Genomic DNA, 14,599 nt, shown 5'->3' with positions numbered 1-14,599 from the left:
TTATCGTCCTGGCGAAAGCCAGGACCCATTACCCCAAGGATTTGTTTGGCGACGACTCGCGGTTGTCGCCCTCGCGCTGCAATTTTCCCCTGGGGTAATGGGTCCTGGATCGGCGCTCCGCTCCGCTGCACTTGTCCAGGACGACGATGTTGGCACGAGTTCCGGGTCGTCCACCACGCTCCCGGACTGCCGCTGTTTTGCGCTTCATGATAGCGCTATCCCGCCGTGACAGCGCCCAGATTTCCGCTAAGGTGACCTCCGTCCGCAGCGGCCAAAGAGCCGCGCGAGGAGGATCCCAATGGAAGATACCGGTCGCGAATCCGACCATTTGATGCTGATCACGCCGGAGCGGGTGTTCTATGCCGGCCTGCTCGGCCGCCCCCGCAAGCGAACGCCCGGCTGCTGCCATGTCTATGTCGCGGTGAAGGGCAGTCTGCATCTGACAATCGACGATGCCCTCGCCACCGGCGAGCTGTTCGTCACCCTGCCGAACCAGCGGCATTCCATTGCCAGTGACTACCGCACCGCGATCAGCGTGACGCTGGAGCCGGAGAGCATGCCCGATGGCGTGATCGAGATCCTGGCCGAGCGGCTCACCGGACCCGACAGGGCCGTCTATGCCCGCAAGATCCTCGCCGCCTACGCGCTGCTGCGCCAGCGTCGCTACGGCGACATCACCACCGCCGAATTCGACGAGATGTGTTTTGGCGAAGCGCTGCCGCGCCGCGTGCTCGATCCCCGTGTGACGCGCGCGGTCGCCCGGATCGGCCGCTTCACGGGTGAACCTGTGACGGCGGACACTTGTGCGGCGGACGCCGGACTCTCCGCTTCGCGTTTCCTGCATCTGTTCAAGGAAGAGACGGGTATCTCGTTCCGCTCCTTCCGCGCCTGGAAGCGTGCGCGTCACCTGCTGCACTTCGCCAACCAGGACCTCAACCTCGCCCATCTCGCGCAGGACATCGGCTATCCCGATTCCACCCATTTCAGCCACTCGATCCGCCGCTTCTACGGCCTGAAGCCGCGCGCGATCTTCGTCGGCTCGCGGGATCTTGCGATTTATCGCAGCACCGAGACGGTGAGGCTGGCGGAGGCGAGTTGATCGCTTCGTATGGTGGATTAGCCGAAGGCGTAATCCACCAATTCTGCCTCCGAGGAAGCTTAAGAGGTGGGTTACGCCTTCGGCTAACCCACCCTACGGCATCTCGTTTTCCAGCTTCTCCGCGCAAGAAGCCGCATGCCGCCCATCACATGATCGCAAACGTTGAACTATCAACGTGCGAGACATTCAAGGCATGAGCGACAAGGCTGTCATCACCTGCGCGCTGAACGGCGTGCTCACCGACCCGAAGCAGCACAACGTGCCTGTCACGCCCGAGCAGATGGCGCGCGAGGCCAAGGCTGCGTTCGATGCCGGCGCGTCCATCATGCACATCCATCTGCGCCAGCAGGCACCGGACAAGGGGCATCTGCCGTCCTGGGAGGTCAGCGTCAGCAAGGAGATCCAGCAGGCGATCCGCGAAGCCTGCCCCGGCGTGATCATCAACCACACCTCGGGCGTCTCCGGGCCGAACTACAGCGGTGCCCTGGATTGCATCCGCGAGACCAGGCCGGAGATCGCCGCCTGCAATGCCGGGTCGCTGAACTATCTGAAGGTGAAGGCCGACAACAGCTGGGCCTGGCCGCCGATGATGTTCGACAATGCGGTCGAGAAGGTGAAGGATTACCTCGACGTCATGAACGCGGTCGGCACCATCCCCGAATTCGAATGTTTTGACGTCGGTATCGTCCGCTGCGTCGGCATGTACCGCCAGGTCGGCATGTACAAGGGCCCGCTCGAATATAATTTCGTGATGGGCGTCGCCTCCGGCATGCCGTCGGATCCCGATCTGTTGCCGATCCTGATCAAGCTGAAGCGTCCCGAAGGGCATTTTCAGGTCACCGCGATCGGCCGCGAAGAGATCTGGCCGCTGCACCAGCGCTGCGCCGAACTCGGCGGTCATCTGCGTACCGGTCTCGAAGATGCCTTCTATCTCGCCGACGGCAAGAAGGTGACGTCGAACGGCCAGCTGATCGAGGCCATCGCCGCCTGCGCCCGCCGTGCCGGCCGCGAGATCGCGAGCCCGGCGGAAGCGCGGAAGATTTTTGGGACGAATCGCTGAATGTAGCCCCAGCCGTCATTGCGAGCGAAGCGAAGCAATCCAGAATCTTTCTGTTGAGGCAGTCTGGATTGCTTCGTCGCTTCGCTCCTCGCAATGACGGGTAGGAAATAATCATGTCCATTCTCGAAAACACCATTTCCCCCGGCAGTGCCGCCTATCGCGCCAACCGCGACGGCATGCTCGGCCTGATCGACCGCATGCGCGCGCTGGAAGAGCGCACGCGTGCGGCGTCGGCCGCGGCGAAGGATCGCTTCCACAAGCGCGGCCAGCTGTTGCCGCGCGAGCGCGTCGCGCTGGTGCTCGATCCCGGCGCGCCCTTCATCGAGCTGTCCACGCTCGCCGGCTACATGTTCGACGTCTCGGATCCGGACAAAAGCGTGCCCGGCGGCGGCGTCATCGCCGGCATCGGCTTCGTCTCGGGCATCCGCTGCATGGTCAGCGCCAACGATTCCGGCATCGATGCCGGCGCGCTTCAACCTTACGGCCTGGACAAGACGCTGCGGGTGCAGGAGCTCGCGCTGGAGAACAAGCTGCCCTACGTCCAGCTGGTTGAGAGCGCAGGCGCCAATCTCCTGCGCTACCGCGTCGAAGACTTTGTCCGTGGCGGCAACATCTTTCGCAACCTCGCGCGGCTTTCGGCGGCCGGGCTGCCCGTCGTCACCGTGACGCATGGCTCTTCGACCGCCGGCGGCGCCTATCAGACCGGCCTGTCGGATTACATCGTCATGGTCCGTGGCCGCACCCGCGCCTTCCTCGCCGGGCCGCCGCTGCTAAAGGCCGCCACCGGCGAGATTGCAACCGAGGAGGAGCTTGGCGGCGCCGAGATGCACACGCAGGTTTCCGGTCTCGGCGATTATCTTGCCGAGGACGACCGCGACGCCCTGCGCATCGCGCGCGAGATCATGGCGGCGCTGGAATGGGAGCGGCCGGACAAGGGAGCCGCGCAATACAAGCCGCCGCGCTACGACCCGGACGAGCTGCTCGGCATCATGCCGATGGACCACAAGCGCTCCGTGGACATGAAGCAGGTCATCGCGCGCATCGTGGATGATTCCGACTTTACCGAGATGGCGCCGAACTACGGCCCGGCCACCGTCTGCGGTCATGCCCGCATCGAGGGCCAGGCCATCGGCATCGTCACCAACAACGGCCCGCTCGATCCGGCGGGTGCCAACAAGGCGACGCATTTCATCCAGGCCTGCTGCCAGACCCGCACGCCATTGCTGTATCTGAACAACACCACCGGCTACATGGTCGGCAAATCCTACGAGGAAGCCGGCATGATCAAGCACGGCTCCAAGATGATCCAGGCGGTCACGTCGGCGACGGTGCCGCAGATCACGATCTATTGCGGCGCCTCGTTCGGTGCTGGCAACTACGGCATGTGCGGGCGCGGCTTCCATCCGCGCTTCTGCTTCTCCTGGCCCAACGCCAAGACCGCCGTGATGGGCGGTGAGCAGGCCGCCGAGACCATGGCGATCGTCACCGAAGCCGCCGCAGCCCGCCGCGGCAAGCCGGTCGAAAAAGAAAAGCTCGATGCGATGAAGGCGCAGATCATCGGCGTGTTCGACGGCCAGATGGACGTGTTCTCGACCAGCGCGCGCGTGCTCGACGACGGCGTGATCGATCCGCGCGACACCCGCGCGGTGCTGTCGGAAGTGCTCGCCATCTGCCGCGAGGGCGACGCGCGCACACCCCAACGCATGCAGTTTTCGGTGGCTCGCCCATGAGGAACGGTTCAACGCAGCACCGGCCGTTCTTCAAGGTCCTGATCGCCAATCGCGGCGAGATCGCGTTGCGGGTGATGCGCAGTGCGCGGAAGCTCGGGCTCGGTGTCGTCGCGATCTATTCGGATGCGGATTACGACGCGCTCCATGTGCAACAGGCCGACCAGGCCGTGCGCATCGGCGAGCCGCTGCCGGCGCAGTCCTACCTCAACATTCCCGCGATCGTTGCGGCCGCAAAGGCCAGCGGCGCGGATGCCGTTCATCCCGGCTATGGCTTCCTCGCCGAGAACGAGGAGTTTGCGCAGGCCTGCAAGGATGCCGGCCTCGTCTTCATCGGTCCCTCGCCGCAGGCGATCGAGTCGATGGGCAACAAGGCCGGTGCCAAGGAGATCATGAACAAGGCCGGCGTGCCCGTTGTGCCCGGCTATCAGGGTGCGGACCAGGGCGATGAGGTCATGCTCGCGGAAGCCAAAAAGATCGGCTTCCCCGTGATGATCAAGGCGGTTGCCGGCGGCGGTGGGCGCGGCATGCGGCTCGTCACCGACGCCGCCTCATTTCCCGATGCTCTGCGGAGCGCGCGGTCCGAAGCGAAGGCGGCGTTTGGCGATCCGACGGTGATCCTCGAACGCGCCATCCAAAATCCTCGTCACATCGAAATTCAGGTGTTCGGCGACAGCCATGGCAATGCCATCCATCTTGGCGAGCGCGACTGCTCGGTGCAGCGGCGGCACCAGAAGCTGATCGAGGAGGCACCGTCGCCCGCCGTGACGCCGGAACTGCGCGGAAAGATAGGCGAGGTCGCGGTCGCCGCGGTGAAGGCGCTGCGCTACGAGGGAGCCGGCACGCTGGAGTTTCTGCTCGACGCGAGCGGCGAATTCTATTTCATGGAAATGAATACGCGCCTCCAGGTCGAGCATCCCGTGACCGAGGCCATCACCGGGCTCGACCTCGTCGAGCTGCAGCTGCGGGTCGCGCGCGGCGAGCCGTTGTCGGTCAAGCAGCAAGACATTCACTTCACAGGCCACGCCATCGAGGTGCGGCTGTGCTCCGAGGATGCCGCGCATGATTTCATGCCGCAGTCCGGGCGCATGGCGCGCTGGCAGGTGCCTGACGGCATTCGCGTCGAGCACGCGCTGCAATCGGGCTCCGAGATTCCGCCGTTCTACGATTCCATGATCGCCAAGGTCATCGGCCATGGCGCGACACGCGAGGAGGCGAGGGCGCGCCTGATCGTCGGCCTGGAGCAGCTCACCGCTTTCGGCGTCACCACCAATCAGGCCTTCCTGATGGCATGCCTGCGTCATTCCGGCTTCGCCAAAGGCGAGGCGACCACGGCGTTCATTGGCGCGCACCGCGACGAGTTGCTGGCGCCGCGCGCGGACGCCGCATTCGATATCGCTTTGGCTGGCCTGCTGCTCTACGTCACGAACCCGCAGGCACCGGCGTGGCGCCGCGGACGGAGCCTCGCGGCAACGTTCCCGCTACCGGCGAAGATCGAGATCGCAGGCCATGGGTATGAGCTCGAACTCTGGCGCGAACGCGATGGCAGCTACATTGTTGGCAGCGACGGCCGGCAGGACAAGTTCGAGATCGACCAGCTCGATTTCGACGTGATCCGCTTCCGCCATGACGGCGTGACGGACAGCGCGAAATTCCTGCGCGACGGCGACCGGCTGTACCTCCAGCGCCGCGGCATCCCGCTTGCGGCGACCGATCTCACGCTCGCCGCGCCAAAGGCGGCCGCAAGCAACGGCGGCGACGGCAAGGTCCGTGCCGCCATGAACGGCCGCGTCGTTGCCGTCCTGGTCAAGCCGGGCGACCGCGTCACCGCCGGTCAACCGGTGCTGACGTTGGAAGCGATGAAGATGGAGCACGTCCACAAGGCCGGCATCGACGGCGTCGTCGCCGCGATCGACGTCGCCGAGGGCGAGCAGGTGACGACGGGGAAGATTGTCGCCGAGATCGGGGCTGGGTAGAGCGGCAAGTGTAGCTATCGTAGGGTGGGCAAAGGCGCGCAGCGCCGTGCCCACCATCGTGCGGCGATTGCGATTGAATGGTGGGCACGCTTCGCTTTGCCCACCCTACGACATCGCATTTGGTCGCCCCGTCCCCTCGTTGAGCAAGCACGCCACCCGGTGCCCGTCACCGGCATCCACCAACACCGGCCGCTCTATCCTGCATCGCTCCATCGCAAACCGGCAGCGGGTGTGAAACGCGCATCCCGGCGGCGGATTGACCGGGCTTGGCACGTCGCCGTCGACCAGCGGAACGAGCTTTTTGGCGAGCGGGTTGGCGACCGGCACCGAGGCGAGCAGGGCCTGCGTGTAGGGATGGCGCGGATTACGGAACAGCTCGTCCTTGTCGGAAATCTCGACGATGCGACCGAGATACATCACGGCGACGCGGTGGCTGATATGGGCGACCACCGCGAGATCATGGGCGATGAAGAGATAGGAGAAGCCGTGCTCGCGTTGCAGGTCGATCAGGAGGTTGATCACCTGTGCCTGGATCGAGACGTCGAGCGCGGAGACCGGCTCGTCGCAGACGATCAGGCGGGGCCCGAGCGCCAGCGCGCGAGCGATGCAGATGCGTTGGCGCTGGCCGCCGGAGAATTGATGCGGGAAGCTGCGCATCTGGTCAGGCCGCAGGCCGACCTGCTCGAACAGCTGTGCGGTACGCGCCTCCAGCGCCTTGCCGGTCGCGAGCCCGTGCACGAACAGCGGCTCGCCGACGATGTCGCCTGCGGTCATGCGCGGGTTGAGCGAGGCGAACGGATCCTGGAATACGATCTGCATCGAACGGCGGTGCGGCCGCAGCGCGGACTTGGAGAGATGGGTGATGTCTTCGCCCTCGAGCCGGATCTGGCCTGAGGTCGGCTCCACTAGCCGCAGCACGCTGCGAGCCACCGTCGATTTGCCGCAGCCGGATTCGCCGACGAGGCCCAGCGTCTCGCCCACCCCAACCGAAAACGAGACGCCGTCGACCGCATGCACCGTGCCGATTTGCCGACGCAACACGCCGGCGCGCACCGGATAGTGCTTCTTGAGATCGGTGACTTCGAGCAGCACCTCGGTCATGCCACCTCCGCAATCTCGGCCGCGCGCCAGCAGGCGGCGAGATGGCCGCCGCCCCAATCGATGAGCGGCGGATATTCGGCCTCGCAGCGCTTGATCGCGAGCTTGCAGCGCGGCGCGAAGGCGCAACCCTTTGGCAGCCGCACCAGCGACGGGACCGTGCCGGGAATTTCGTTCAGCCGCGCCGGCGCGACGACGCCCGGCGCCGGCACCGTCGGGATCGACGCCATCAATCCGCGCGTGTAGGGATGTTTCGGCGCGGCGAACAGTGCCTCGACGCTCGCTTCCTCGACCTTCCGTCCCGCATACATCACGATGACGCGCTGCGCGGTCTGCGCGACGACACCGAGATCATGGGTGATCAGCACGAGGCCGGTGCCGAGTTCTTTCTGAAGGTCCAGGATCAGCGCCAGGATCTGCGCCTGGATGGTGACGTCGAGTGCGGTCGTCGGCTCGTCCGCGATCAGCAGTGCCGGCCGGCAGGCCAGCGCCATCGCGATCATCGCGCGCTGGCGCATGCCGCCGGAGAGCTGGTGCGGATATTCCCGCGCGCGCCGCGCCGGCTCGGGGATGCGCACCAGGCGCAGCATCTCGACTGCGACATCCTGAGCCTCTCGCTTCGACATCTTCCGGTGCAGCCGCACGGCCTCGACGATCTGGTCGCCGATTCGCATCACCGGATTGAGCGAGGTCATCGGCTCCTGGAAGATCATCGAGATGCGGTTGCCTCTGACGGCGCGCATCTCCGTTTCGTCCAGCGCCAGAAGATCAGTGCCTTCAAGCATGACGGAGCCGCCGACGATGCGGCCGGGCGGATCCGGCACCAGCCGCATCAGCGATAGTGCAGTGACGCTCTTGCCACAGCCGGATTCCCCGACGATCGCCAGGGTTTCGCCGCGCTTCACCGTGAAGGAAACATCGTCGACGGCCTGGAACAGGCCGGAGTTGGTGAAGAACACCGTCTTCAGGCCCTTCACTTCGAGCACGAGATCGGATTTATCTGCCATCAGCCGCGCTGCCGGGGATCGAGGATGTCGCGCAAGGCGTCGCCGAACAGATTGGCGCCGAACACCGCGAGACTGATGGCGATGCCCGGGAAGATCACCAGCCAGGGCGCCGTGCGGACATATTCGGCGGCGGATTCCGAGAGCATGCGGCCCCACGACGGGTAAGGCTCGGGAATGCCGAGGCCGAGGAAGGAGAGCGAGGCTTCGGTGAGGATGGTCGAGCCGAGCTGGGCGGTCGCGAGCACGATCAACGGCGCCAGCGTGTTCGGCAGCACGTGGCGGAGCGCAATGCGTACCTCGCTCATGCCGATCGACTTGGCGGCCTCGATGAATGGCAGCTCGCGCAGCGCCAGCGTGTTGGCGCGGATGACGCGCGAGACGGTCGGGATCAGCGGAATGGCGATCGCAATGATGACGTTCGGCAAGGACGGCCCAAGCGCTGCGGTCATGATCAGGGCGAGCACCAGAAGCGGCAGCGCCTGGAGAACGTCGGACACACGCTGGAACACGAGATCGACCCAGCCGGAGAGATAGCCGGAGGTGAGGCCGACGATCACGCCGATGCTGCCGCCGAGCGCCGTTGAGCCGATGCCCACCGCGAGCGAGATCCGCGCGCCATGAATGATGCGGCTGAAGACATCGCGGCCGAAGGAGTCCGTGCCCATCCAGTGGGTCAGGCTTGGGCGCGCCAGTGCCCGGGCGGCGTCGATCGTCAGCGGATCGTAACGCGCGATGAAGTCGGCGAAGATCGCGGTGAACACGAACAGGGTCATGATGACGAGCCCGGCTGCACCCAGCACATGCCGCTGCGCCAAAAACAGCACGCGGCGCCAGCCGACGGTCGCGTGCGCCCCGGCGCGCCTCAGTTCAACGTCATAGTCGATCGCAGCCAACAATCTCTCCTAATCCGTGTACCGGATACGCGGGTCGAACACGGCGTAGAGCATGTCGACGATAAAATTCGCGCTCACCACGACGATGGCAATCAGCATCACCAGGTTCTGCACGATCGGATAATCGCGCCAGCGAATCGCCTCGACCAGGAAGCGGGCGACGCCGGGGATGTTAAACACGGTCTCCGTCACGATAAGGCCACCGATCAGGAACGCTGCCTCGATGCCGATCACGGTGATGACGGGCAAAATCGCGTTCTTGAGCGCATGCTGATAGTTCACGGCGGCATCCGATGCGCCCTTGGCACGCGCGGTGCGGATATAGTCCTGCCGCAACACCTCCAGCATCGAGGATCGCGTGATGCGCATGGTCAGTGCCGCGCTACGGAAGCCGACGGCGGCGGCGGGCACGGCATAGGTCGCAAACGCTTCCAGCCAGGTCTGCGGATTGGGATTGAAGATCGGCATCTGGTTGAACATCGCGACCGATGCGGTGAGAATGAGCAGGCCGAGCCAGAACGATGGCAGCGACAATCCGCTCAGGCTCACCACACGCAACGCGTAATCGAGCCTCGTTCCCTGCTTCACCGCGCTGATCACGCCCAGGGGAATGCCGATCGATGCCGAGAATAACAGCGCTAGGCCGGCGAGCCGTGCGGTGATCGGGATCCGTGGCAGGATTTCCTGAAGCGCCGGCTTCTCCGAGACATAGGAGTAACCAAAGTCCCCGCGCAGAAAGCCGCTGATCCAGTGCCAATATTGCACCACCAGTGGCTGGTCGATGCCGAGCTCTTTTTCCAGATTGGCCTTGTCGGCGGGATCGACATAGCCGGCCGCGGCAAACAGGATGTCGACGATATTCCCGGGAACGATACGCAGCAGGAAGAAGATGACGACCGAGATCCCGAACAGGGTCACGAGCATCAGAAACAGGCGCCGCACCAGATAGGCAAACATCCCGCGCCCTCCTGTCGAGCCGCTAGTCGTCAGTCTTGCGCGCTACTTGTCGAGCCAGACGTCCTCGTAGCGAAAGCCGTTATAGGAGCTGTTCGACATGATCGTCACGCCCTTGACATAAGGCTGCCAGCAGGTGCCGGCCCGCGCATGGAAGATGATCGGGCGGGCGACATCCTCCTGCAGCTTCTTGTCGATGTCCCAGACCAGTTGCTTGCGCTTGCCGACGTCGATCTCCTGCGATTGCAGGTCGAACAGCATCTCGATCTCCTTGTTGCAATAATTGGTGTAGTTCCGCTCCGAGCCGCAGGAATAGTTTTCGTAGAAAGACTGGTCAGGATCGTCGACGGAATTGCCGGTCAAGTTGAGGCCGAGCATGTAATCCTTGCGTGCAACCTTCGGGAACCAGTTCGCGGTTTCCACGACGTCGAGCTCGCCGTCGATATAGATGCTCTTGAGCTGGTCGATCAGGATCACCGCGGGATCGCGATATTCCGCGAGATTGCGCGTCGAGACCTTCACCGCCAAGTGCTTGTCGGGACCGTAGCCCGCCTTCTGCATCAGCTTCCTGGCCTCATCCCGGCTCGCATTCACGTTCGGGCCATAGCCTGGAATGGTCTCCAGCTTGTCCTTGGGCATGCCCCAGATGCCCTGCGGCGGCGGCAGCATAGTGCCACCGATATCGGCCTGGCCTTCGAACAGGATGTCGACGAAGGCCTTGCGGTCGAGCGCCATCGCCATGGCCCGGCGGATGTCGATGTTGTCGAACGGCGGGGACGCCGAATTGACGATGATGTTGGTCGAAACGTTGGTCGGCTCGACGACGCAGAGGGCGTTCGGCGCCTGCGACTTGATGTCCTTGAGGAGCGGGATCGTGATGTGCGTCGGGAAGGTCATGTCGAACTTGCCGGCGACGAAGGCGAGGATCGCGGTGGAGCGGTTCGTGATGATCGTGTACTCGATGCCGTCGAGATAGGGCAGGCCCTTCTTCCAATAGTCCGTGTTTCGCGTCAGCTTGATCGATTCATTGGCCCTGAACTCGACGAATCTGAACGGGCCGGTTCCGACCGGATGGGTGCGCATCTCCGCCGGCGAGACGTGACAGGGATAGATCGGAGTATAGCCGGATGCGAGCATCGCCAGCAGCGAAGGCTGCGGCCGCTTCAGATCGAAGGAGACCTCGAAATCACCGTTCGGCGTGACATCGTTAACCTCGCTGTACCAGGCTTTGCGCGGATTCTGCCGCAGCTTTTGTTGCGATTTGCCCATCAGGAGATCGAAGGTGCATTTGACGTCGGCCGACGTGAACGGCTTGCCGTCATGCCACTTGACGCCCTGGCGCAGTTTGAAGGTCAGCTTCTTGTTGTCGCCGCTCCAGGACCAGCTCTCGGCCAGCTCTGGCCTCAGGGTATCAGGGCTATTCTGCGCAATGTGCTGGTCGTAGATGACGAGATTGTTGAACACTCCCATGAAGGGCACGTTGATCGAATATGTCGCGCCCTCCAGGATGGACGCATTGGCCGGGCTGTCGCGGTGATACATCCGCAGGATCCCGCCCTGCTTTGGTTCGCCGGCCGATGCGATCGTCGAAAACGCCAGCAAAGACAGCGCCGCCGTCGCGGCGAGCGCCCGTACGCTCCGCATCCTCGTCCTCCCTGGACTTAGTCTTTTCGGCCTTTTGGCCTGTTTGTCAGGACGATAGCGACGCAGGCGCGGTGAGGCAACCGGCAAGGACGGAGGGCCTCTCGGCAATTCGGATGACGCGGGCGCAGGGGCGGTTCTCTCACAAATTGAGAGACGTCCCTCCCGCGTCGTCCTGGCGAACGCCAGGACCCAACACCCCAGGGAGGTGTTTGGCGAAGATTGGTCGCTCGGGATTGCTACCTTCTTCAGTTGTGAGATCACGCGGTATCGGTCCTGGCTTTCGCCAGGACGACAGCTGCGACTTCACACAATCCGCGACGCCTTGTTCCCCCAATACCGGTCCCTTAGCAGCCGCTTGTACAGCTTCCCCGTCGGCAGCCGCGGCAACTCCTTCTCGAAATCGACCGAGCGCGGCACCTTCTGCCGTGACAGCGACGCCCCGCAGAACGCGATCAGCTCTTCGACGAGCGCCTCGTCCGGCACGACGCCGGGCATCGGCTGCACCACCGCCTTCACCTCTTCACCGAGATCGGGATTGGGCACGCCGAACACCGCGGCGTCCGCGACCTTCGGATGGGTGATCAGCAGATTTTCGCATTCCTGCGGATAGATGTTCACGCCGCCGGAGATGATCATGAAAGTCGCGCGGTCGGTGAGGTACAGGAACCGATCGGCATCGACATAGCCGACGTCGCCAACCGTGCTCATGCTGCCGTCGGCCGAGCGCGCTTCCTTGGTCTTCTCCGGGTCGTTGAAATATTCGAACGGTGAGGCCGTCTTGAACCAGACCTGACCCGGCGTGCCGGTCGGGCATGGCTTCATGTTTTCGTCGAGAATATGGAGGTCGCCGAGCAGCACCTTGCCGACGGTGCCGCGATGGGCCAGCCATTCCGCGCTGTCGCAGGCGGTGAAGCCAAGGCCTTCGGTCGCACCGTAATATTCGTGGATGATCGGTCCCCACCATTTGATCATGTCGTCCTTCACCAGCGCCGGGCAGGGCGCGGCGGCATGGATCGCGATATCGAGCGAGGAGAGGTCGTAGCGCGTGCGCACCTCCTCCGGCAGCTTCAGCATGCGCGAGAACATCGTCGGCACCAGCTGCGTGTGAGTGATACCCCATTGCTCGACGAGCTGGAGGTAACGCTCGGGATCGTAATTCTCCATGATGATCGCGGTGCCGCCCATCCGGATTGTCAGGTTGACCGCGGCCTGCGGCGCGGAGTGATAGAGCGGCGCCGGCGACAGATAGACCATGCCCTCGCGATAGTGCCAAAGCTTGGTCAGGAAATCGAACAGCGGCAGATTGTGCTTCGGTGGCTCCTCCGGCAGCGGCCGCAAAATGCCTTTCGGCCGTCCCGTTGTGCCCGATGAATAGAGCATCGCGGTACCCAGACATTCATCTGCAATCGGCGTCGTCGGCAGATCGGCCGTGACCTCGGCGAGGCCGACGATACGGTCACTCTCGCCGGGGCCGTCGGCGACGACGCAGAGCTTGATATCGGGGCAGGCCTTGATCGCCTCCCGTGCGATGTCGAGCTTCGCCATCGACGTGATCAGGATCTTCGACTGGCTGTTGACGAGGAGATAGGCGAGCTCGCCCGGCGTCAGGAAGGAGTTGATGCAGGTGTAGTACAGCCCGGAGCGCTCGCCGGCGCCGCAGGCTTCGAGATAGCGCGAATTGTTCTCCATGAAGATCGAGTAGTGGTCGAGCCGCTTCAAGCCGTGCCTGCGGAACAGATGCGCCAGACGATTGCTGCGCGCCTCCAACTCGCGATAGGTGACGGCCTCGCCGCTCGCCGCCATGATGAAGGCGGGCTGGAGCGGACGCAGGCGGGCATGCTGACCTGGATACATCGGTCCTCCGGCTTTAGATCATGCGGCAAGAAGCAGGATTTCGCGCACCTGCGCGGGACCGTCGATCTTGCGCGGGTTGCGCGGCACCCAGGGTGTGCGCATCGCCTGTTCGGCGATGGCGTCGAAATGCTCCGGCGTGACGCGTACATCGGCGAGGCTGCGCGGCATGCCGAGCGAGCGGATGAAGGCATCGAGCACGTCGGCCGCCTTGTGACCCGGAAAGCCCATTGCGGCCGCGACGATCATCTGGCGCTCGGCATTGTCGGGCGCATTCCAGCGCATCACGGCCGGCAGCATGATGCAGGAGGTGTAGCCATGCGGCACGTCGAAGGCCGCGCCCAGCACGTAGCCGATGCCGTGGCTTGCGCCCATCGGCACGCCGGCGGCGAGGGCGCCCATCGACAGCCAGGTGCCGATCTGCGCATCCATGCGCGCATCGAGGTCAGCAGGGTCAGCCTTCACCCGTGGCAGCGCGTCGGCGAGCATCGCGAGGCCCTTGACCGACTGCGCGTCGGCATAGGGATGCGTCTCCGGCGAGCAGATCGCCTCGACGCAATGATCGATCGCGCGGATGCCGGTCGAGAGGAACAGCCATTCCGGCGTGTGCACGGTGATGGCGGGGTCGAGAATGGTCGCGCGCGGCACCGTCAGCGGATGGCGCAGCATCTGCTTCACGTGCGTGCTGCGGTCGGTGACGCCAGCGATCGCGCTGAACTCGCCGCCGGCGATCGTGGTCGGCACGCTGATCTGGCGCACGACAGGCGCCGTCATTTCCGGCGCGACGCCCTTGTGCACGCGGATGCGCTCGATGCCGTCGACATCGTCGATGCCGTTGGCGAGGCAGAGCTGCACCGCCTTGGCGCCGTCGGTGATCGAGCCGCCGCCCACGGTGACGATCAGGTCGGCGCCGGCCTCGCGCGCCGCATTGGTGGCGGCGATCACCGCCTCCCGCGGGGTGTGCGCCGGCATGGCATCGAAGACGCCCGCGCAACGTGCGCCCAGGGCTTGTGTGATCTTCGCGATTTCGTCGGTCTGCCGGTTCAGCGTGCCCGACACCATCAGGAAGGCACGGCGCGTCCCCAGCCGGTCCATCTGGGCGACCACGGCCTCGGCCGCGGGGTGGCCGAACACGACTTCCTCGATCGCGCCGTAAACGACACGTCCCTGATGCACGTCTGTCCTCCCCGGACAATTCGTCTTGTTTTTGTGGGGGTAGTCTAACCGCGCTGGCGGCATTCGTCATGCGCGAAGACGCTGTCGCTCTCTCCTCCCCCTCTCCCGCTTGCG

Annotated in this window: 11 protein-coding genes; 4 read left to right on the top strand and 7 right to left on the bottom strand. The window is 64.4% G+C overall.

The window, feature by feature from the left end; genetic code table 11:
• The first annotated feature begins 298 nt into the window (after positions 1-298).
• The 4 genes from FXB41_RS03535 to FXB41_RS03520 all read left to right on the top strand — a co-directional run bounded on the left by FXB41_RS03535 (position 299) and on the right by FXB41_RS03520 (position 5,862).
• Positions 299-1,099, top strand: a complete 801-nt coding sequence (locus tag FXB41_RS03535) for a helix-turn-helix domain-containing protein (RefSeq protein WP_219679664.1) — start codon at positions 299-301, stop codon at positions 1,097-1,099.
• 193 nt (positions 1,100-1,292) lie between these two features.
• Positions 1,293-2,159, top strand: coding sequence for a beta-keto acid cleavage family enzyme (locus tag FXB41_RS03530; RefSeq protein ID WP_219679653.1), 867 nt, complete (start codon positions 1,293-1,295; stop codon positions 2,157-2,159).
• Positions 2,160-2,272: 113 nt separating this feature from the next.
• Positions 2,273-3,889 (top strand): acyl-CoA carboxylase subunit beta, encoded by a 1,617-nt coding sequence (locus FXB41_RS03525; protein ID WP_219679651.1) that lies wholly within the window; start codon positions 2,273-2,275, stop codon positions 3,887-3,889.
• Complete coding sequence (locus FXB41_RS03520) at positions 3,886-5,862, top strand: acetyl/propionyl/methylcrotonyl-CoA carboxylase subunit alpha (protein ID WP_219679647.1); 1,977 nt, start codon at positions 3,886-3,888, stop codon at positions 5,860-5,862. Before FXB41_RS03525 ends, FXB41_RS03520 begins: the two co-directional genes overlap by 4 nt.
• A 105-nt stretch (positions 5,863-5,967) precedes the next feature.
• Here FXB41_RS03520 and FXB41_RS03515 read toward each other — a convergent pair whose 3' ends face one another.
• From FXB41_RS03515 to FXB41_RS03485, 7 genes are all read right to left on the bottom strand, one after another.
• The gene (locus tag FXB41_RS03515) at positions 5,968-6,963 is read right to left on the bottom strand and encodes an ABC transporter ATP-binding protein (protein WP_219679646.1); all 996 of its coding nucleotides are present in this window, start codon (positions 6,961-6,963) and stop codon (positions 5,968-5,970) included.
• Positions 6,960-7,967, bottom strand: coding sequence for an ABC transporter ATP-binding protein (locus FXB41_RS03510; protein ID WP_219679643.1), 1,008 nt, complete (start codon positions 7,965-7,967; stop codon positions 6,960-6,962). The genes FXB41_RS03515 and FXB41_RS03510 overlap by 4 nt, the downstream gene beginning before the upstream one ends.
• On the bottom strand, positions 7,967-8,860 hold the full coding sequence (locus FXB41_RS03505) for an ABC transporter permease (protein WP_219679640.1): 894 nt from the start codon (positions 8,858-8,860) through the stop codon (positions 7,967-7,969). The genes FXB41_RS03510 and FXB41_RS03505 overlap by 1 nt, the downstream gene beginning before the upstream one ends.
• 9 nt (positions 8,861-8,869) lie before the next feature.
• Entirely contained in the window at positions 8,870-9,817 is a 948-nt protein-coding gene (locus FXB41_RS03500; RefSeq protein WP_219679636.1) for an ABC transporter permease, read from the bottom strand.
• A gap of 42 nt (positions 9,818-9,859) precedes the next feature.
• Positions 9,860-11,458, bottom strand: a complete 1,599-nt coding sequence (locus tag FXB41_RS03495) for an ABC transporter substrate-binding protein (RefSeq protein WP_219679632.1) — start codon at positions 11,456-11,458, stop codon at positions 9,860-9,862.
• Between the two features lie 303 nt (positions 11,459-11,761).
• Positions 11,762-13,312 carry an AMP-binding protein gene (locus FXB41_RS03490; RefSeq protein WP_219679629.1) on the bottom strand — a complete coding sequence of 517 codons (1,551 nt, stop codon included), beginning with the start codon at positions 13,310-13,312 and terminating at the stop codon, positions 11,762-11,764.
• Between the two features lie 18 nt (positions 13,313-13,330).
• Positions 13,331-14,485 (bottom strand): iron-containing alcohol dehydrogenase, encoded by a 1,155-nt coding sequence (locus FXB41_RS03485; protein WP_219679626.1) that lies wholly within the window; start codon positions 14,483-14,485, stop codon positions 13,331-13,333.
• Between the last annotated feature and the right edge of the window lie 114 nt (positions 14,486-14,599).

Source organism: Bradyrhizobium canariense (assembly GCF_019402665.1).
GTDB lineage: Bacteria > Pseudomonadota > Alphaproteobacteria > Rhizobiales > Xanthobacteraceae > Bradyrhizobium > Bradyrhizobium canariense.
Note: the sequence above shows the minus strand (reverse complement) of the source record. Positions and strands in the feature narration are given on the sequence as shown.